19 protein-coding genes and 1 tRNA gene are annotated in these 18578 nt (G+C 51.4%); 11 read left to right on the top strand and 9 right to left on the bottom strand.

The genetic code is table 11. The features are described 5' to 3' along the window. Positions 1 to 385 precede the first annotated feature (385 nt). Positions 386 to 697 (top strand): SHOCT domain-containing protein, encoded by a 312-nt coding sequence (locus AB3175_RS12070; RefSeq protein WP_367361191.1) that lies wholly within the window; start codon positions 386 to 388, stop codon positions 695 to 697. A 42-nt stretch (positions 698 to 739) separates the two neighbouring features. Beyond that, the gene (locus AB3175_RS12065; protein WP_367361190.1) at positions 740 to 1417 is read left to right on the top strand and encodes a hypothetical protein; all 678 of its coding nucleotides are present in this window, start codon (positions 740 to 742) and stop codon (positions 1415 to 1417) included. A 463-nt stretch (positions 1418 to 1880) separates the two neighbouring features. On the opposite strand, the gene AB3175_RS12060 is transcribed toward AB3175_RS12065, so the two are convergent. From AB3175_RS12060 to AB3175_RS12040, 5 genes are all read right to left on the bottom strand, one after another. After that, positions 1881 to 1956, bottom strand: a tRNA-Lys gene (locus tag AB3175_RS12060). A 63-nt stretch (positions 1957 to 2019) separates the two neighbouring features. Next, positions 2020 to 3318: an adenylosuccinate synthase gene (locus tag AB3175_RS12055; protein ID WP_367361189.1), complete on the bottom strand. Its 1299-nt coding sequence runs from the start codon at positions 3316 to 3318 to the stop codon at positions 2020 to 2022. 51 nt (positions 3319 to 3369) lie between these two features. Further along, positions 3370 to 3735 carry an ACT domain-containing protein gene (locus AB3175_RS12050; RefSeq protein ID WP_367361188.1) on the bottom strand — a complete coding sequence of 122 codons (366 nt, stop codon included), beginning with the start codon at positions 3733 to 3735 and terminating at the stop codon, positions 3370 to 3372. Next, positions 3714 to 4952 carry a phosphoglycerate dehydrogenase gene (serA, locus tag AB3175_RS12045; RefSeq protein WP_367361187.1) on the bottom strand — a complete coding sequence of 413 codons (1239 nt, stop codon included), beginning with the start codon at positions 4950 to 4952 and terminating at the stop codon, positions 3714 to 3716. Before serA ends, AB3175_RS12050 begins: the two co-directional genes overlap by 22 nt. Positions 4953 to 5054: 102 nt before the next feature. Further along, positions 5055 to 6182, bottom strand: coding sequence for a phosphoserine transaminase (locus tag AB3175_RS12040; RefSeq protein WP_367361186.1), 1128 nt, complete (start codon positions 6180 to 6182; stop codon positions 5055 to 5057). A gap of 164 nt (positions 6183 to 6346) precedes the next feature. On the opposite strand from AB3175_RS12040, the gene radA reads away from it, so the two are divergent. Further along, positions 6347 to 7708, top strand: a complete 1362-nt coding sequence (gene radA / locus AB3175_RS12035; protein ID WP_367361185.1) for a DNA repair protein RadA — start codon at positions 6347 to 6349, stop codon at positions 7706 to 7708. A 12-nt stretch (positions 7709 to 7720) separates the two neighbouring features. Here radA and AB3175_RS12030 read toward each other — a convergent pair whose 3' ends face one another. Then, a complete protein-coding gene (locus AB3175_RS12030; RefSeq protein WP_367361184.1) occupies positions 7721 to 7936 on the bottom strand; it encodes a hypothetical protein in 216 nt (71 codons plus the stop codon). 212 nt (positions 7937 to 8148) lie between these two features. Here AB3175_RS12030 and ald point away from each other — a divergent pair, with 212 nt between their 5' ends. Then, positions 8149 to 9264, top strand: a complete 1116-nt coding sequence (ald, locus tag AB3175_RS12025; RefSeq protein WP_367361183.1) for an alanine dehydrogenase — start codon at positions 8149 to 8151, stop codon at positions 9262 to 9264. A gap of 286 nt (positions 9265 to 9550) precedes the next feature. On the opposite strand, the gene AB3175_RS12020 is transcribed toward ald, so the two are convergent. From AB3175_RS12020 to AB3175_RS12010, 3 genes are all read right to left on the bottom strand, one after another. Beyond that, positions 9551 to 10060 carry a chemotaxis protein CheW gene (locus AB3175_RS12020; protein WP_367361182.1) on the bottom strand — a complete coding sequence of 170 codons (510 nt, stop codon included), beginning with the start codon at positions 10058 to 10060 and terminating at the stop codon, positions 9551 to 9553. A 294-nt stretch (positions 10061 to 10354) separates the two neighbouring features. Next, positions 10355 to 10774, bottom strand: a complete 420-nt coding sequence (locus tag AB3175_RS12015; RefSeq protein ID WP_367361181.1) for a response regulator — start codon at positions 10772 to 10774, stop codon at positions 10355 to 10357. A 98-nt stretch (positions 10775 to 10872) separates the two neighbouring features. After that, complete coding sequence (locus AB3175_RS12010) at positions 10873 to 12258, bottom strand: sigma-54-dependent transcriptional regulator (RefSeq protein ID WP_367361180.1); 1386 nt, start codon at positions 12256 to 12258, stop codon at positions 10873 to 10875. A 568-nt stretch (positions 12259 to 12826) separates the two neighbouring features. On the opposite strand from AB3175_RS12010, the gene AB3175_RS12005 reads away from it, so the two are divergent. The 7 genes from AB3175_RS12005 (at position 12827) to AB3175_RS11975 (ending at position 18577) form a co-directional block, all read left to right on the top strand. After that, a complete protein-coding gene (locus AB3175_RS12005; protein ID WP_367361179.1) occupies positions 12827 to 14767 on the top strand; it encodes a methyl-accepting chemotaxis protein in 1941 nt (646 codons plus the stop codon). A 230-nt stretch (positions 14768 to 14997) separates the two neighbouring features. Continuing rightward, a complete protein-coding gene (locus tag AB3175_RS12000) occupies positions 14998 to 15828 on the top strand; it encodes a protein-glutamate O-methyltransferase CheR (protein WP_367361178.1) in 831 nt (276 codons plus the stop codon). Between the two features lie 3 nt (positions 15829 to 15831). After that, positions 15832 to 16314: a chemotaxis protein CheD gene (locus AB3175_RS11995; RefSeq protein ID WP_367361177.1), complete on the top strand. Its 483-nt coding sequence runs from the start codon at positions 15832 to 15834 to the stop codon at positions 16312 to 16314. Further along, entirely contained in the window at positions 16314 to 17159 is an 846-nt protein-coding gene (locus AB3175_RS11990; RefSeq protein WP_367361176.1) for an HDOD domain-containing protein, read from the top strand. The genes AB3175_RS11995 and AB3175_RS11990 overlap by 1 nt, the downstream gene beginning before the upstream one ends. Positions 17160 to 17195: 36 nt before the next feature. Continuing rightward, positions 17196 to 17627, top strand: coding sequence for a PleD family two-component system response regulator (locus tag AB3175_RS11985; RefSeq protein ID WP_367361175.1), 432 nt, complete (start codon positions 17196 to 17198; stop codon positions 17625 to 17627). Beyond that, the gene (locus AB3175_RS11980; protein ID WP_367361174.1) at positions 17587 to 18042 is read left to right on the top strand and encodes a chemotaxis protein CheX; all 456 of its coding nucleotides are present in this window, start codon (positions 17587 to 17589) and stop codon (positions 18040 to 18042) included. Before AB3175_RS11985 ends, AB3175_RS11980 begins: the two co-directional genes overlap by 41 nt. Before the next feature lie 19 nt (positions 18043 to 18061). Next, positions 18062 to 18577 carry a chemotaxis protein CheD gene (locus tag AB3175_RS11975; protein WP_367361173.1) on the top strand — a complete coding sequence of 172 codons (516 nt, stop codon included), beginning with the start codon at positions 18062 to 18064 and terminating at the stop codon, positions 18575 to 18577. Position 18578 lies beyond the last annotated feature (1 nt).

The following is an 18578-nucleotide window of genomic DNA, read 5'->3' as shown; positions in this document are numbered from 1 at the left end:
TTTGTCTCATAGAAAGAAAAAGCAATTCCATTAACTTTCATTTGTCGTTGTAGGGATACTTAATTGAAAAAGTATTTATTTCGCAAAAATCAAAATACCCTATATATTTGACACTCTCTCTTTCATTTGCTTCATCTGCAAATATTACGTCTAGGTTGAAAGCACCATTTCTTCCTGTTATCAATCGCAATCATATCATCAGAATAATGCGACAGTTCAATTACAAATAAACAGTTTGCAATTTCGACTATTGTTTACATTTTTCAGATAAGATCATTTCCGTAATCAATCAGTATTGAAAAATATATGTAAAATTGATACTTTTACATTGGTCTCGTTCATCTATTGTAAGGTGTTTTTCATTCTGTTTGATTGGAGGGGACACATGAACGGAAGACTATTGCCGATTCTTTCTTTGTTTCTATCAATCCTAACAGGTTGTACCAAGGATTATCCTTACGGTTCAAGCCCGGGCTGGGGTCACATGATGTACTATGGTTACGGAGGTGGGTTTATGTGGATCCTATTACTCGTAATGATCGGTATCCTGCTCTACTTTGTAATCCAGACCGCCAAGAGAAAAAATGGCGGGGAAGTGTCGGAGAAGACTCCCCTCGACATTCTGAAAAAACGTTACGCTAAGGGTGAAATAACTAAGGAAGAGTTTGACCGGATTAAGCGTGAACTTTCAGAGTAGGCAACACGAATGACCCAGAAGCCAAAATATAAGGAGGAAAATATGAAACGAAAAATGCTGCAAATCAGTGTCGTTCTCATCGTTTTACTCATGGCTTTACCGGCAATGACCCAATCTCGCTATGATTATGGGCCAGGATACGACGATGAATACTATGGGCGTGGATGGGGTTCTGGATATGGCATGGGATCTGGCTACGGAATGGGACGGGGCGGGATGATGGGCTATGGAGGATATTATTCTGTGCCGAACAAACTGCCAGTTCCCAAGAATAAGGAGTGGATCGGGAAGCTGCGTGACATCCTGGCACTGGAAAGACTTTCTTTTGAGCAGTACGCAGTGGATTCGGAGAAGTACAATACTTACATGCCGTATCACATGATCATACCGCAGGAGCAAGACCATGTCTTGACAATCGAGCGACTTTTCGCAGCCTACGGCCTTCCTACAGATGGGAAGTCCCCAGTTGTGAAAGACACGAAGACCCTTGATGAGGCCTATCAATTATGTGTAAAAATGGAACGCGACCTCATCCCACGTTATGAATGGCTGATCAAGAATGCCGAAGATCGCGACACTGCCGGGATTCTTAACAACCTTCTGATCCAAACACGCTACCACCTTGCCATGTTTGAGCACGCTTTACAGGCTGGTGGGTGGCATGGAGGAGGACCTTGGGGTGGGCGCGGTCGAGGTCCTGGCATGATGTGGGGTTGGTAAAAGCTTACTCTTTAACGACACCCTTCATCACTTCTTTCAGAATAGAAATAGGAAATGAGGTAAGCAAAGGCAGAGTCAGAAATGGCTCTGCCTATATTATTTGAAAATATTCTTAATATATGTTTTCAGATCGTAATCGTTAGTACTGAAAGTAACTCAGAGTAAGAATTTGTAGATGCATTCTGGCAAGAATGATCCTCTCTACCATTCCCCCGCGTTCGACAGTCGTAGGCATATTTTGACCTTTTGAATAGCGTAAGTCATTGAATTTTCACAGTCGGACTCTCAAAAAACTGAAAAACCTGTAGGCATGCGAAATATGTAATTATGCTTGACATCGTTGGTAGTCTACGTTACATGAGTAGACATGTACATCAGAACAATCTCCAGAAAAAACAAGAGCGGATCGACAACCACATACGTCCAGTTGGCGCATAATGTTCGGGATGCCAAAACGGGACATTGGTGGGCCGTATGGGACTTGAACCCACGGCCAACGGATTAAAAATCCGCTGCTCTACCGACTGAGCTAACGGCCCTGAAATGCGTCGGAAGGTTCGACCTAATAACAGCAAGACTCTTTTGTTGTCAAGAAGAAACTGCTAATCGGAAAAGGGGTTCTTCAGCACGATTGTTTCCTCCCGCCCCGCACCGACGGACACCAGGATCACCGGTACGCCGGCCAAGGTTTCCAGCCTTTCAATATAACGCCTGGCATTAGCGGGCAGTTCTTCCAGTCGGCGAGTCTTCCTGATGTCCTCGGTCCAGCCGGCCATTTCTTCGTAAACAGGCTTGCACGAATTCAAAAGATTCGGAGTAGGCGGAACGGATTCAGGATAAAGTGCGCTGTCCGACTGGTAGCCGACGCAGATTTTCAGGGTTTCCAGGCCCGTCAGGACATCAAGTTTTGTGATGGCAAGGCCGGTGATTCCCGAAACCCGTACGGCCTGCCTCACCAGGACCATATCCAGCCAACCGCAGCGACGTTTCCGGCCTGTCGTGGCTCCAAACTCCTGGCCGACCTGTTGCAGGCGATCGCCGATTTCGTCGTTCAGTTCCGTGAGAAAAGGCCCCTCGCCCACCCGGGTTGTATAGGCCTTGCAGATGCCCACGACCTCGTGAAGGGAGGACGGGCCGACTCCTGTTCCGCAGGATGCATTCCCGGCCACCGTGCTGGAGGATGTGACGAAGGGGTAGGTCCCGTGTTCGATATCCAGGTGGCAGCCCTGAGCGCCCTCGAAAAGGATGGATTTGCCGGTCTTCATTTCCTGCTCAAGAATCAGCGAGGTATCCGCAACATAGGGGCGGAGCTTGTCGGCATAGACCCGGTATTCATCAAAGATTTCCTGCTCCCTGATCGGTTCCTCTCCGAAAAGGCGGGTTAGATAGAAGTTCTTTTCTTCGACATTGACGGCCAGCTTTTCCCGGAAGAGGGTTTCGTCCATGAGATCACAGATCCGGATGCCGACCCGCGATATCTTGTCCTCATAGGCGGGACCGATGCCGCGGCCCGTTGTTCCGATTTTCTTGCCGGAGCGGTGCGCTTCACGGGCAAGATCCAACTGACGATGGTAGGGCAGAATGGTATGGGCCTTTTCGCTGACGAACAGGCGGGTGTCAGGTGGAAAAAGTCCCCGGGTCTTCAGATTCTCGATTTCCTCGATGAGCACCTTCGGATCGACCACCACGCCATTGCCGATAATGCAGACTTTGGAGTTGTGGAGTATCCCGGAGGGAATAAGGTGAAGAATCGTCTGCTCTCCGTTGACGACGAGCGTGTGACCGGCATTGTTCCCACCTTGAAACCGGGCGATGACCTGTGCGTCTTTCGCGTAGCGGTCAACAATCTTTCCCTTGCCTTCATCCCCCCACTGTGTTCCAACAACGACAACATTGGCCATACGGTAAATTCTCCTCGACTTGCTTACTGCTATGAAGATCTTGAAACGCCTCTACATTTCCAGTTGATACACAGAAATGACATTGGTCGTCTCCTTCATCTTTTTCAGGATTTCTTCGTCCAGCGGAGTATCCGTGCTGAAGACCACCATGGCTCTCTGTTTCGCCTTCACCCGGCTCCAGTGCATCCTGGCGATGTTGATGTTGGCGGCCCCGATTGCGGTGCCGACGTTGCCGATCACTCCCGGCTTGTCATAATTGTATAACATCAGCAGGTGACCTTCCGGAACGACGTCGACCGCGAAGTCGTTAATCCGGACGATCCTGGGAGCTCGCAGCCCAAACAACGCTCCGGCCGTTGTCGTTACGGCCTTTGCGGTTTTCAGGGTCAGGGTAATCATGCTGCGGTAATCGCCCACAGCGCTGCTTTTGATTCCTTTACATTGATTCCCCGTTCCTGCGCGATGATCGGTGCATTGATGTAATTGACGTTTTCATTGAGGATGGGGGTCAGGAGGCCTTTCAGCAGGGCAATCGTCAGCGGCGTCACGTCAAATCTCAGAATTTCGCCGCTGTACTCGATATGGACTTCCTGGATCCCGGAAGAAATGATCTGGGCATGAAATTTCCCAAGCTTTTCCGATAGATTGAGATAAGGCGCCATGGCGTTCATCAGATCGGCGCTGATCGATGGGAAATTAACGGCATAGCGGATTTCGCCCTTCAAGAGATAGTCCACCATCTGTTCCGCAATGGCGATTGCCACGCTCGTCTGGGCCTCATCCGTGGACGCACCCAGATGGGGCGTACAGATGACATTTTCCTGGGAAATAAGGGCCATGTTCTTGGTCGGTTCCTCTTCAAAAACATCCAGTGCCGCGCCGGCCACCTTACCGGATACGAGGGCTTCATAGAGGTCCTTTTCGCTGACGATGCCGCCGCGGGCGCAGTTGATGATAAAAACGCCCTTTTTCATCTTGGCGAAGGCCTCGGCATTGATCATTCCCGTTGTCTCCTTGCTCTTCGGGACATGCACGGAGATGAAATCGGCGCTGCCGTAAATTTCATCCAGGGTCGCCAGCGTGATCCCCATCTTTTCCGCCGCTTCGGGAGCGATGAAGGGATCGTAGGCGAGAACATTCATCTTGAGGCCCTTGGCGCGGTCGGCGACGACGGTTCCGATGCGGCCGATGCCGATGATTCCCAGGGTCTTGTTGCAGTATTCGTTGCCCATGAAACGGCTTTTTTCCCATTTGCCGGCTTTCATGGAGGCTGTGGCCTGGGGGATTTTACGGGCGAGTGACAGCATCATGGCGATGGCATGCTCACCGGTTGTGATGGTATTTCCTCCCGGGGTGTTCATGACCACGATGCCCTTTTTGCTGGCCGCTGCCACATCAATGTTGTCGACACCCGCACCAGCGCGGCCGATAATGGAGAGCTTCTCCGCCGATCCTATGATCTCCTTCGTGATTTTGCTGGAGCTGCGCACAACCAGGCCATCATAGCCGGAAACCAGCTCCTTCAGCTCTTCCGGGGTATGCTTGGTGATGACATCCACCTCGATACCGGGCGTATTCCTGAATATTTCAATGCCTTCAGAGGCCATGCTGTCGCTGACAAGAACTCTTTTCATGAATTAACTCCTTCGCGGTTTGTTCATCAGATAGATTAAAAGAAATCCTATGGATAATAGCCGGGGCCGGCTTCGCGGAAGCCCGATTCCAGCTACGGTAAATTACAGGACCTTGATTTTTTCGTTATAGGCTTTTTCGAGCTCTTCCAGGGCTGCTGTCAGATCCGCTTCCTCGATCGTCGGACCGCACCAGAAACGGTACCCTGGAGGGGCGTCCTTGTAGGAATTGATGTCATAGGCAATGCCGCGCTTGCTGAGGTCGCTGCTGACGCTTTTGAGAAACTTGGACTGATCATCCTTGGCCAGAGCGCGGACCTTATCGCTGATAACGGAAAGGCAGACGGACGTGTTGGAGCGGATCTCCTTGGCTGAGGCGAGGAAGTCGATCCATGGGGTTCGTTCGACCCAGTTTTCAACCACGTTCAGGTTGCCCATGCTCTTTTCGCAGAGCTTGTCCAGACCGTACTGATCGGCCCACGAAAGGGCATCCAGGTAATCCTCCACGCAGATCATGGACGGCGTATTGATGGTGTCCCCTTCGAAGATGGCTTTGTCCACTTTGCCGTTTTTCTTCATGCGGAAGATCTTCGGCATGGGCCAGGGGGGCTCGTAGGATTCGATGCGGGCGACAGCCCTGGGGCTCAAGATGAGCATACCATGTGCCGCCTCGCCGCCGAGGCATTTCTGCCAGGAATAGGTGAGAACGTCAATTTTCGACCAGTCGATCTTCATGGCGAACACGGCGCTCGTGGCATCGCAGAGGGAGAGGCCTTGACGGTCAGCCGGTATCCAGTCCCAGTTGGGAACCTTCACGCCGCTGGTCGTTCCATTGGCGACAAAAACCACATCGTTGGACCAGTCGATGGAGTTCAGATCCGGAAGAAAACCGTAATCCGCCTTGAGGATCGTTGGTTCCAATTTAAGCTGATTCTTGATATCGTTGGCCCATCCGTTACTGAAGCTTTCCCAGACCAGGGCGGTAACCGGCCGGGGTCCGAGAAGCGTCCACATGGCGGCTTCAAACGCCCCCGTGTCCGAAGCGGGGAATATGCCCACCAGATAACTGTCTGGTATGTTCAGGATTCGTTTTGATTCCGAAATGGCTTTGGCCAGTTTTTCCTTCCCGAGAGGGGAGCGGTGGGAACGGCCGACAGGGGCATCTTTCAAAACATCAAGGTTCCAAAGGGGTCTCTTACTGCAGGGGCCAGAACTGAAATTTGGGTTATGCATAAACACTCTTCCTCTTTTTTGGTTTTAAAATTCGGGCGCACTATACCAATATTGATTTTATTACTCAAGAAATTTACAGAAAAAGTCTTTCATGCTTTCGATAGAGGCTGAGGCATGAACCGGAGTTCTTTTTTTCCATTTCTGCTGCAAAAGGAGATGAGATTTTGAAGAAGGGAAAAACCAGTTTTTTTTGCCGGAACTGCGGCTATGAGTCACCGAAATGGCTGGGGAAATGTCCCGCCTGCAATGAGTGGAACGCCTTCATCGAGGAGGATATCGGCGGACCGGAGGGGGATGCCGGCTTTTCCGCCCTGCAGCTCAATGAAAAGCCTCTGTCCATCGATGCCATCGAGGCGGACGAAAGGGAGCGGATCACAACAAACGTCATGGAGCTGGATCGCGTCCTGGGTGGCGGAATTGTTCAAGGCTCCGCTGTCCTTGTGGGGGGCGATCCCGGAATAGGGAAGTCGACGCTGCTGTTGCAGGTGCTGCAGAAGCTTGCGGAGCAGGATCGGAATGTCCTCTATGTGTCCGGTGAGGAGTCCGCCCGCCAGATCAAGCTGCGGGGCAGGCGGATAGGAGCCGGATCGAAAAACCTGATGGTGCTCGTGGAAACGGCCCTGGAAAACATCCTTCAGCATCTGTCTGACCTCAAACCGGAAGTGGCGGTCATTGACTCCGTTCAGACGGTTTACTCGTCGATTCTCGGCTCGGCGCCGGGCAGTGTGGGGCAGGTCAGGGAGACGGCGGGGAAATTGATCCTTTTCGCCAAGAAGACGGGGATTTCGATTTTTCTGGTCGGCCATGTCACCAAGGACGGCGCCATCGCCGGTCCGAAGGTACTGGAACATATGGTGGATACGGTGCTTTATTTTGAAGGGGATTCCGGACATGCCTACCGGATCGTCAGGGGAATCAAAAACCGGTTCGGCCCGAGCAATGAAATCGGGGTCTTTGAAATGAGGGATTGCGGCTTGGCGGAAGTTGCCAATCCCTCTGCATTTTTCCTTTCCGACCGTCCCGATTCCGCATCGGGATCGGCGGTCGTTCCAAGCATGGAGGGAACCCGCCCCATCCTGGTGGAGATCCAGGCGCTGGTCAGCCCTTCCACCCTGGGAATGCCGAGAAGAACAAGCATCGGGGTCGATTCCAGCCGGGTGTCCCTGCTGGTGGCTGTCCTGGACCGCATCTGCGGGATGCATCTGAGCTCTCATGACATCTTCCTGAATGTGGCCGGCGGCATCCGGGTCGATGAACCGGCTGTGGATCTGGGGATCGTGGCGGCCATGGCTTCCAGCTTTCTGAACCGGCCGATTTATCCGGGAACGGTGGTTTTCGGAGAGGTGGGGTTGACGGGTGAAGTGCGCGGGATCGCCCAGATGCTTCTGCGGACCCGGGAAGCCTCCCGGATGGGATTTACCCGCTGCATTCTTCCCAGGACCCTTTCGCAGGAGATTCCCGATCCTGAAGGGCTGGAGCTGTGCCGTGTGGGAAGTCTGGGGGAACTCCTGGAACAGCTCTTTTAAGACGATTTGAATCTACGAGGAAGGTTCGGAATCCGGGAAGTATCCCTCGATTTCTTCAGGATCCCATGAATACTGCGTGTATCCGCACCCCTTGAAGAGGATGGTGATGAGCTTGCCGTCCGCGATGCCGAACAGGGGCTCATCGGGGAATTGGATGACAAAAGGTTTGCCGTTGACGGTAAGGGTCCTGTCGACAAATTCCAGCTTGTCCGTTTTGCTCAGTTTCATGATGAATTCCTGGGAATATAAAAAATAATGAATGCTTACGTGATGCTACAGTGATGCTGATACTCGATGAAGCCGGGAATGTCAATACGTTATCTTTTGACAGTTCGGCAAAGCTGTGGCAGTTTTGGATGAAAACCGGCGTGCATTCTTCAGCGTGAACGTTTTCTTCCGCGAGCCTCGGCAGGCAAAGGATGATTTTTAGGGAGGGATCTATGAACGTAGGCGTTCCAAAGGAAATCAAGGACAATGAATACCGCGTAGCCTTGACGCCGGGCAGTGTTGGGATGCTCGTCCGGGAGGGCATGGAAGTTCTCGTGCAGTGCGGCGCCGGTGAAGGCAGCGGCTTTCCGGATTCGGAATACCGTTTATCTGGGGCCACCCTCTTGCGGGACGCATCCGCCGTGTGGGAAAGGGCGGGAATGATCATGAAGGTCAAGGAACCGCAGCCTTCCGAATATGCTTACCTGCGTAAGGACATGATTCTTTTCACGTATCTTCATCTGGCCGCCGAATACGAACTGACCCTGGCCCTTCTGAACGCAGGAACAACCTCCATTGCCTACGAGACGGTTCAGCTCGACAATGGGGCGCTGCCGCTTTTGATGCCCATGTCGGAAGTGGCCGGTCGCATGTCGGTCCAGGTCGTTGCCCACTATCTTGAAAAGGAAAACGGGGGGCGGGGGAAGCTGCTCGGCGGCGTACCGGGAGTCCGTCAGGCGGATGTGGTGGTTCTCGGCGGCGGGATTGTCGGGAGCAATGCGGCCAGGATGGCTCTGGGAATGGGGGCCCATGTCACCATCATTGACACGAACCTGGATCGACTCCGCTACCTGGAGGAGGTCCTGCACGGCCATCTCACGACGCTCGGTTCCAATCACCAGAATATCGAGGATTCCGTAAGGCACGCCGATGGGGTAATCGGCAGCGTTCTCATCCCCGGCGCCAAAGCGCCCGTCATTGTCAGCCGGGAGATGGTGGCCTCCATGAAACCTGGAAGCGTCATTGCGGATGTGGCCATCGATCAGGGGGGCTGCGTCGAAACGTCGAAGCCGACAAAGCACAGCGATCCCGTCTATCAAATCCACGGGGTCATCCATTATTGTGTCACCAACATGCCTGGGGCTGTGCCGAGAACATCAACCTATGCACTCAACAATGCGACCCTTCCGTACGCGCTTCGCATTGCAAAAGCCGGACTGAAACAGGCTTTGTGCGGGGAGGCGTCCCTTGCCCGGGGCGTCAACACCCTCGAGGGCCGTCTGACCAGCCGCGCTGTTGGTGAAACGCACTCTCTGGACTATGTGCCTCTCTCGAAGATGATGGGGTGATCCTTCTGAAACGGGCTCGCAGGGTTGACCCGGGAAACGACGGAAGTGAAGGAATGCGGGTACTGCGAAGCTTCGGGCAGTATCCGCATTCCTGATGATTTCGAGGAAACGTCTTTTTCAGGAAAAGGGCGCAGAGAACATCAGAAGAACAGGAAACCCGGGGCGTTCAATCATGGTTCAGCGCTGTGGCGAATGTTTTTCCGTTCCTGCAGGCTGTCTGCGGCAGGAAAATGGATTGTGCTTCCATGAATCGCAGCGCCTTTTTTATGCCACAGGGTTATCTGGTTTACTGCACCAGGGCGGCCACTTCATCAGCGCTCATGACACGATCGATGTCCAGCAATATTTTGACGCCGCCGCCGACCTTGGCCATTCCCAGGATATAATCCGTGTCCAGCCGGCTTCCGAAACTGGGCGTTTCTTCGATATCGCCGGATTTGATGTTCAGGACTTCCGAAACGGAATCGACAACGATTCCCATCGGGATCATTTTGCCGCTGCCGGCGATTTCAACGACGATGATGCAGGTACGTTCCGTATATTCCATGGATTCCATGCCGAATTTGCATCGTAAATCGACAACGGGGATGACCTTGCCGCGGAGATTGATGACGCCTTTGACATAGGACGGTGTCTGGGGAACGGTTGTGATGGGCATCATGCCGATAATTTCCTTGACTTTCAGAATGCTGATTCCGTATTCCTCTCCGGCCAGAGAAAAAGTCAGGTACTTGCCTTCTCTGTCGGCCATCAAAGTGACAGCCTGGGTCATGGTTTCTTCAAGCGCAGTGGTCATGGTCAAATCCCTCCTGATGTTTCTGTATTGAATTTTTGTCAGAATTCCGAGCCCCTTCATTATCATGCAGCACTGAGCATGTCTTTCAGCGCCGATCAAGACAAGGGAGTGCATGTTGGCTCCTAGTTTATGGATTTCTTCCATTTACATAAACCGTGCCATTTGAGCGCACTGTCCCCTATGAATTCTTTCGGAGGTCGGAGGGGCGGGGTGTGGCGCGGAAGGTGCGCGTGCAGGCCTGTCGAGGAGGGATGAGGCCTTCAAAGCAGAAGCTTTGGCAGTGTTATGAGGTTATTAGGCGCCGTGAGGCCGCTCCGCAGGGGGCGACATGGATTTATGACGCCAGCGGTCAAGCCTCTTAAAGGATTCCTCAACGGTCGATACAACCAGGTCAATGTCCAGCGGCTTGACGAAATAATCGTCGAACCCGGCGGACCGGCATTCTTCCAGATCGTAAAGAACCGACCACCCGGTCATTGCATGGATCATGGCAATGGGATTGGTCTGACGAATTTGACGGCACAGGGTGATCCCGTCCATTCCGAAGAGCTTGAGGTCCAGGAAAATGACGTTTATATCGGCATTGCTCAACAGGTGCAGAGCCTCCCGACCATCCTCCACGGCATGGACATCGTAAACGTCCTCGGGAAAGAGGCTCTTGAACAGGGATCTTATGGCTTCTTCATCGTCAACAACTAAAATCTGCCTTTTCACCAGTTCTGCCTTTCCGAAAGGGGCGCAGGAGATCCGAACTCCGGGTGCTTCGGCTGAGAATCACGCCGCGTTTCGCAGATTCACGAGCAGCCTGTCATCTAGGTTTCCGAAGAAATGTTGAGCCGCTTGAGCTTTTCGACAAGGGTCGTCCGATTAAGGTTCAGAAGTTTAGCCGCTCTGTTCTTGACCCCGCTGCTTTTTTCCAGGGCATTGAGCAGGATATCCTTTTCAAACTGATTGACAAGTTCGTTGAAATCAATCCCGTCCTCAGGGATCTGAATGGAGCCGATGGACTGGGCTTCCTTTTTAAACTGCCGGATCTTCAGAGGAAGATCCTCAAGAACAATTTCATTGCCGTCCTTCAGGACGACCAGCATCTCGATGAGATTTTCCAGCTCCCGGACATTTCCCGGCCAGGGGTAATGGAGCAGGCAGGCAAGCGCCTCGGGAGAAATGGAGCTCACATCCTTCTTTTTGGTCTGCGCAAATTTCTGCAGAAAGTGATTGGCCAGGATGGCGATGTCGGGGCCTCTCTCACGCAGAGCCGGCAGGTGAATGGGGATGACATTGATCCTGTAATAGAGGTCTTCACGAAAACGCTTTTCCGCAACGGCCAATTCCAGATCCTGGTTTGTCGCGGCGATAATCCGGACGTCCGCGTTGATCGTTTTGACGCCTCCAATCCGTTCAAACTGCTTTTCCTGGATCACCCGCAGCAGTTTGACCTGAAGCGATGGACTCATATCGCCGATTTCGTCAAGAAAAATAGTTCCTCCCTGGGCCAGTTCAAATCGGCCCAATCGGTTGCGTATCGCCCCGGTGAAGGCCCCCTTTTCATGGCCAAAAAGTTCGCTCTCAAGAAGTTCTTCAGGGATGGCGCCACAATTAACGGGAATCAAGGGGAAATTTTTTCTGTCGCTGTTGAAGTGGATGGCCCGGGCCACGAGTTCTTTGCCGGTGCCGCTTTCGCCGTATATGATCACGGTGCTGTCGGATTTGGCCACCTTTTCGATCGTGTCGAAAATGGTTTTTATGCATTCGCTGTAGCCGAGCATCTTGCCGAAATCATATTTTTCACGCAGATTGTCGCGCAAGGTGACGTTCTCTTCCTGGAGGCTGGCAAAGGACAGCGCCCTGCTGACCGTCAGCTTCACCAGGTCATCCTTCATCGGCTTGGTTATGTAATCAAAGGCGCCGTACTTCATCGCCTCCACGGCCGAGTCCACCGTGCCGAAGCCGGTCATCATGATCACGATGTTGTCGGGATTCATGTCCTTGACGAATTTCAAGAGCTCTAAACCATCCCCCTCGGGCATCTTGAGATCGGTGATGACGAGATCATATTTGTCTTCCACGAAGGCCGCCATGGCTTCTTTTCCATTTTCGACAGCCTTGACCTCGTAGCCCTCCATGGTGAGCAATTCCGTCAAATTATTTCTGTTGAGATCATCATCCTCAGCAATCAGTATCTTTTGTTTTTTCATGTTTTCCACTCTGGTTAGTAGCCGTCGTGAGACGATCCGGCTGTCGATCAGGAAAAATATGTAAAATAAATCAATAAGATGAAAACGGTCCGCACCACATCCGCAGCCAGACCTCATGCCGCAAGGAAAAAAGCAGTTTCATGAATTCACGAGAATTCTATAGGATAAAAGTTTTTAAATTACAACTATAAATAGCTTCTTTGTCAAAACAATGACGTATTGTCACGAATCATCTTTGGAACGATGCGTCAGGCCCCTCCGCAATTCTTTGTTGATGTCGTATCAGCATACCAAAATAAGAAAATTTCATACATTGGCCACCTTCTGCCGCGCTTCCGCTCGGAGTCCCCTGCCGGTGCAGAAATCGCCTGGAGAGTCCACAAAACCAATAAAAAAGGTGTATTAGATAGTATGGCATGACCATTGCTCTGCATCACACCCAAAATGATTCTCATATCAGGACAGAATGGAAAGAATGTTTCAGGGTGGTGAAGGCGCAGCCGTGGTGCCTTTCGCAAGACATATTAAAAGAGACAGACACTAATAAAGTATAAGGAGAGGAGATTACATGAAAAAACGGACACTGGAATTCAAACTGATCGTAGGTGGGTTGTTGATGGTGTTGATACCGCTTCTAGTAATCGGTATCGTCACCACGTTGAGGTCGTCAAACGCTCTGGTGAAAACATCCATGGAAGGCTCAGAGCAGATCGCCAAGAGCATCAGCAACATGGTGCAACTGGTTCTCCAGGAAGAAGTCAAGGTCGTAACGCATATAGCCTCCAATAACACGGTATTGGAGGCGGTTGCCGGTGTGGCGAAAAATGGAGTCGAAGCTTCCGCCGAAGAAATCAGCCGGGCCAACAAGGCGCTGGAGACACTGTTTAAAAAATCTGGCACTGATTATGAGTTTATCGTGATTACGGATGCCGGCGGCAAGGTTATCGCGGACAGTTCAGGGGGAAAGCTTGCGGGGCTTAATCTCGTAGAGAGGGATTACTGGAAGGCGGCCAAAAGCACAGGGAAAAGCGCCATCGGTGAAGTTTCCAAATCCAAGGTGACGGGAAAAGCCGTCGCCCCCTTCGGCGCACCAATCTATGCCGGTTCCGGCGAATTCCTGGGGGTTGCTGCCTGCATCGCCAATATCGATTTCATCAGCGAAAAGCTCAATGCCATCAAGATCGGCGAAACGGGTTACGCCTATTTAATCAACAAAGATGGCGTGGTGATTGCCCATCCGAAAGCCGAGTATATCCTGGAAATGAACCTGGGCAAGCAGGAGGGTATGACGGAATTCATACAGAAAATGCTGAGCCAGAAGTCCGGTTCCGACAAATATAGCTTGAATGGCGTCGAAAAGATTGCCGGCTATGCACCGGTAGAACTTACCAACTGGAGCGCCGGACTGACCCAGGACAAGGATGAAATGACGGCTGCAGCAAGATCCATCCGCAATTTCATCGTTGTGATCACCCTGGCCTTTCTGGGCATCATCGCCGTCCTCGTTCTTCTTTTTGCGCGCAGTATCAGCCGTCCCATTCAGGCGGCGGTAACCAGCCTGAACGATTCAGCCGATCAGATTGCTTCGGCGTCGATGCAGGTATCCTCTGCCAGCCAGTCCCTGGCGGAAGGGGCATCGGAGCAGGCGTCCGCCATCGAAGAAACGTCTTCGTCACTTGAAGAGATGTCTTCCATGACGAAACAGAATGCCGGAAATGCCGGGCAGGCGGACAGCCTGATGAAGCAGGCCAACGCGGTTGTTCAGGAAGCCAACGCCTCCATGACCCTCCTGACGAATTCCATGCAGCAGATTTCAAAGGCCAGTGAGGAAACCTCAAAGATCATCAAGACGATTGACGAGGTCGCTTTCCAGACAAATCTCCTGGCTTTGAACGCCGCCGTGGAGGCTGCCAGGGCAGGCGAAGCGGGAGCCGGGTTTGCCGTCGTGGCGGAAGAAGTGCGGAACCTCGCCATGAGGGCCGCCGATGCCGCACGCAATACGGCGGGGCTCATCGAAGACACCGTCAAGAAGGTGAAGGAAGGATCCGATCTCGTCGTCAAGACGAATGAAGCCTTCTCGCACGTTGCGGACAGCACGGACAAGGTCGGAAGCCTGGTTGGTGAAATTTCGGCTGCATCCAACGAGCAGGCCCAGGGCATTGATCAGATCAACAAGGCAGTGACGGAAATGGACAAAGTGACACAACAGACCGCGGCCAATGCCGAAGAATCCGCCTCTGCCTCCGAAGAACTGAGCGCCCAGGCACAGCAGATGAAATCCATCTCCAATGAACTGGCTGATATTATCGGGGGAAGCAATAAGCTCGGTGCCTCCAGTGCAAATCAGGCCGTGGCTGTATCCGCGCAGAATCTTCGCAGGGGCATTATGAAAACGATCTCTTCGCTTCCCAAAGGTATGCCGAATCTGGGGAAAGGATCATCGAAGAGAAAAGAGATGACACCGGAACAAATCCTCCCGTTGGAGGACGATACTTTTAAAGATTTTTAGAGGTTCAGGTAGAGAGGATCACGAAACGGTTCGTCGCGAATCATGGACGGTCGATCCTTCATCAGGTGGAAATAATCGAGGCAGCCCCTCCGCGAAACGGCGGAGGGGCCCCCTTTCCCGCACCGCATCGAGGGCTTACCGATAAAATGCACCGGATGCGGTGGTGGCGAGGGCGAAAGGCCTTAACGCTTCTTTCACGATCCCTTTGCGAATGAAACTAAGAACTTAATATGAATTCATCTGATTTGAGCGATCGAGATTTTGAAAGAATAAGCCAGCTTGTTTATTCACAGTGCGGCATCAATCTTCACGATGGTAAGAAGGAACTGGTGAAGGCGAGACTGGGGAAGCGCTTGCGTGAAGGGAACTTTCGATCTTTTTCCGACTACTACAAACACGTAACAACCAGGGGTGGTACGGATGAGCTGATCACAATGATCGATTCCATCTCAACGAACCTGACCTATTTTTTCCGGGAGGAATCTCATTTTCAGCGATTGCAGACCGTTGCACGCTCCATTTTGGATAATGCGTCGAGACAAATGCGGAAAATGCCGGCCATAAGGATTTGGTGTGCCGGATGTTCAACGGGGGAGGAACCATACTCCTTGGGAATTACGATCAAGGAAACCTTAAACGGATTTCCTGCAAACGTGAAAATCATGGCGACGGACATATCAACCCGGGTCCTTAAAATCGCGGCGGATGGTGTTTATCCCATTGAAAAAACAAAAAATATTTCTTCTTCTCTCTTGCGGAAATATTTTCAGCAGGGCCAGGGAAAATGGGACGGATACGTCAGAATAAAGAAGGAAATCAGTGATATGATCGATTTTTCGAGATTTAATCTCATGGAAACCCCTCCCTCGAATCAGGAATTTGACATCATCTTCTGCAGGAATGTCATGATCTATTTTGATAAGCCGACACAGGCATCAGTGGTGAATAAATTCTACAACTGTTTGGATAACGGCGGTTATCTTTTTATAGGGCATTCTGAAAGTCTGACCGGTCTGGAGCATGCCTTTAAATATATCGAACCAAGTGTGTATCGGAAATAAGCCATGAGTGACGTAGTCATTGGTATATCGGATTTGAAAGTGAGCAACAAGGCGGATGATGTTCTTGTCACTTACGCGCTGGGTTCCTGCATCGCCGTGGCGATTTACGATCCCAGGGTCAAGGTGGGTGGGCTTCTACACTACATGCTTCCGGATTCCACTTTGGACATGAATAAGGCGAAGGCGACACCAGGCATGTTTGCCGACACGGGTATCCCGATTCTGTTCAAGGCCTGCTACAACCTGGGTGCGCAGAAGAAATCGATGATCGTCAAAGTTATCGGGGGGGCCAGTATTCTGGACGATACGAATTATTTCCGCATCGGCCAGAAGAACATCATGGCCGTCCGAAAAATGTTCTGGAAGAACAACGTCATGATCAACGGGGAAGACACGGGCAACAATTACAATCGGACCGTACGTCTTGAGATCAGCACGGGCAAGGTTTTTGTAAAAAGATCAGGTGGATTGTTAAGGGAATTATAATGATCAACAAGATAATAAAATCAGTCAATGATCTTCCCGCGTTTCCTGCCACAGTAGTAAAGGTGATGGGTTTGCTGTCCAGAGAGGACTATTCGCTGGCCGAGGTTACGAAAATCATCAGCTTCGATCAGTCGTTGACAGTTAATATCCTCAAAATAAGCAATTCCGCTCAGTTCAGCAGTGGGCGCTCCATCAAGACGATCCGGGATGCCGTGAGCTATCTGGGGAAGGAAAATCTGATTCGTGCAGTGCAGACGGCCGGAATATCGAAATATTATAAAACTAAGGTCAAAGGATACGTGTCCTCGGCATCGGATCTGTGGGAGCATTCCGTCGCCGTGGCCTTGATGTCCCAGATTCTTTCGAAAAAAATCTACGGTGTTGAGAATTCCGTTCTCTATACCGCCGCCCTTCTCCATGACGTCGGCAAAATCATCATGGGCGAGTATATTTATGAATCCATCGAAAAAATCAATCTGCTGGTCGATAAAAGACAGTGCTCTTTTCTTGAAGCCGAAGAGGTTATTATCGGCATGAACCATGCCGAGCTCGGCGGAAAAATTACCGGGCAATGGAATTTCCCCACAGAGATCTGTGATGCCATCTCCTTTCACCATCACCCGGATCTTCTGGATAAAACTTCGGGTGAAATGCAGTGGATTGTCTATCTGGCGGATCAACTGTGCATGATGCTGGGGATCGGCAATGGAGTCGACGGACTGGCGTACCGGGGGGTCAGCAAAGTTCTCAGGAAATTCGACCTCAGGGACAAGGATCTCCAAGTGTACATGATGGATCTGCTGGATGCTCTTGATGATGCCAGAAGCATGCTGGAAATTGTTTAGGGATCAATATGAAGCGAGTCTTTTCAAGAGGTGGTTATGTCCTTTAATGTGATGATTGTAGACGATTCCAACGCCATGCGGGGGGTCATAAAAAAGATTATTTCAATGTCCGGATTCAAAATGGACAAATGTCTCGAAGCCGGCAATGGAAAAGAAGCGATGACTCTGCTTGAGGACAATTGGGTGGATGTCATCATTTCGGACATCAACATGCCGGTAATGAGCGGACTCGAAATGTTGAGCCATCTTAAGAAGGACGATCTCTTCGGCGATATTCCGGTGATCATGATCACAACGGAGGGCAGCAGCACTCGGATGGAAGAGGCATTTCAGCATGGAGCCAGGGGCTTCATAAAAAAGCCGTTTTTACCGGAAGATTTAAAAAAAATTCTCAATGAAGTGTTAGGGGTCTGCGATGATGGAGGCTATGGGGAAATTGAGGGAGATGATAACGACCTCGACTTTTGAAGTGTACGAAAAGATGTTCTTTATTTTTCTGGAACCCGTGGAGAGAAAGGACATCGCCTATGACATGTCAACGGAAATCACATTCAAAGGCCCGGTTGAGGGATCCATGAAGATGTTCCTGACGGATGGATTGGTCTCATGCATGGTGCAGAACATGCTGAGTATCTCCGATGAGGAGGTATCGGATTCCATGAGAGAGGACTGCGCCCGGGAAGCGACCAACATGGTCTGCGGGAATCTGCTGCGCAACTATGACAGCAGCAATGTGTTCAGCCTTTCCATTCCGACCTGTCAAAAAAATAATCAGGGCGATCTGATGCCTGCCTGTTCGGAGCCCCAGGCCGATCTGTGGCAGGCGGTCTTTGATTCAGACGGAGAAACACTGGGCGTTCTGCTGCAGATGCAGCGCTCTTGACCGGGGGAAAGCGGTTTTAATGACGGATGGAAAAGAAATAAAGCCTTCATGTGAATACTTCCTCTATCCGGGTTACATTTTTTTAAGCCCTGAGCCCTACCTGATATCGACGGTTGTCGGCTCCTCGGTTGCTGTAGCCCTCTGGGACACTGAAAGCCGGCAGGGGGGGATGTCAAATTTCCTGTATCCCTTCGTTGAAGGTTCAGAACATGGGACGGCCCTTTATGGCAATGTGGCCATCCCCTATATGATCAGGATGTTCCTTGAAGAAGGGGCCAGTGAAAAGAACCTGCGATCGCAGATTTTTGGAGGCGCCCAGGCAGAGCAGCTCGATGCGGAAGAGATTGCTCACAGAAACATAGAGATAGCGAGGCGTGTGCTGAGGCATCACGGGATCAAAGTGATATCCGAGGATGTCGGAGGTCGATTGGGCCGTAAGATCGTTTACAATACCGCTCAAAATGAAGCCCTGATTTACAAGGTCGGTACACTTCGAAGCAGTGACTGGTATCCCTATGATCGTCAAGGCAGGTAGG

This window comes from Syntrophus sp. (in: bacteria) (assembly GCF_040768185.1).
GTDB lineage: Bacteria > Desulfobacterota > Syntrophia > Syntrophales > Syntrophaceae > Syntrophus > Syntrophus buswellii.
Note: the sequence above shows the minus strand (reverse complement) of the source record. Positions and strands in the feature narration are given on the sequence as shown.

Excerpts from the sequence above, each read along its gene's own strand:
- AB3175_RS11980 (WP_367361174.1), top strand. The coding sequence starts at position 17,587 with ATGGGGAAATTGAGGGAGATGATAACGACCTCGACTTTTGAAGTGTAC.
- AB3175_RS12030 (WP_367361184.1), bottom strand. The coding sequence starts at position 7,936 with ATGAAACTGAGCAAAACGGACAAGCTGGAATTTGTCGACAGGACCCTT.
- AB3175_RS12070 (WP_367361191.1), top strand. The coding sequence starts at position 386 with ATGAACGGAAGACTATTGCCGATTCTTTCTTTGTTTCTATCAATCCTA.
- AB3175_RS12005 (WP_367361179.1), top strand. The coding sequence starts at position 12,827 with ATGAAAAAACGGACACTGGAATTCAAACTGATCGTAGGTGGGTTGTTG.
- AB3175_RS12065 (WP_367361190.1), top strand. The coding sequence starts at position 740 with ATGAAACGAAAAATGCTGCAAATCAGTGTCGTTCTCATCGTTTTACTC.
- AB3175_RS11975 (WP_367361173.1), top strand. The coding sequence starts at position 18,062 with ATGACGGATGGAAAAGAAATAAAGCCTTCATGTGAATACTTCCTCTAT.
- AB3175_RS12000 (WP_367361178.1), top strand. The coding sequence starts at position 14,998 with ATGAATTCATCTGATTTGAGCGATCGAGATTTTGAAAGAATAAGCCAG.
- AB3175_RS11990 (WP_367361176.1), top strand. The coding sequence starts at position 16,314 with ATGATCAACAAGATAATAAAATCAGTCAATGATCTTCCCGCGTTTCCT.
- AB3175_RS11985 (WP_367361175.1), top strand. The coding sequence starts at position 17,196 with ATGTCCTTTAATGTGATGATTGTAGACGATTCCAACGCCATGCGGGGG.
- AB3175_RS12055 (WP_367361189.1), bottom strand. The coding sequence starts at position 3,318 with ATGGCCAATGTTGTCGTTGTTGGAACACAGTGGGGGGATGAAGGCAAG.
- serA (WP_367361187.1), bottom strand. The coding sequence starts at position 4,952 with ATGAAAAGAGTTCTTGTCAGCGACAGCATGGCCTCTGAAGGCATTGAA.
- AB3175_RS12020 (WP_367361182.1), bottom strand. The coding sequence starts at position 10,060 with ATGACCACTGCGCTTGAAGAAACCATGACCCAGGCTGTCACTTTGATG.
- AB3175_RS11995 (WP_367361177.1), top strand. The coding sequence starts at position 15,832 with ATGAGTGACGTAGTCATTGGTATATCGGATTTGAAAGTGAGCAACAAG.
- ald (WP_367361183.1), top strand. The coding sequence starts at position 8,149 with ATGAACGTAGGCGTTCCAAAGGAAATCAAGGACAATGAATACCGCGTA.
- AB3175_RS12010 (WP_367361180.1), bottom strand. The coding sequence starts at position 12,258 with ATGAAAAAACAAAAGATACTGATTGCTGAGGATGATGATCTCAACAGA.
- AB3175_RS12040 (WP_367361186.1), bottom strand. The coding sequence starts at position 6,182 with ATGCATAACCCAAATTTCAGTTCTGGCCCCTGCAGTAAGAGACCCCTT.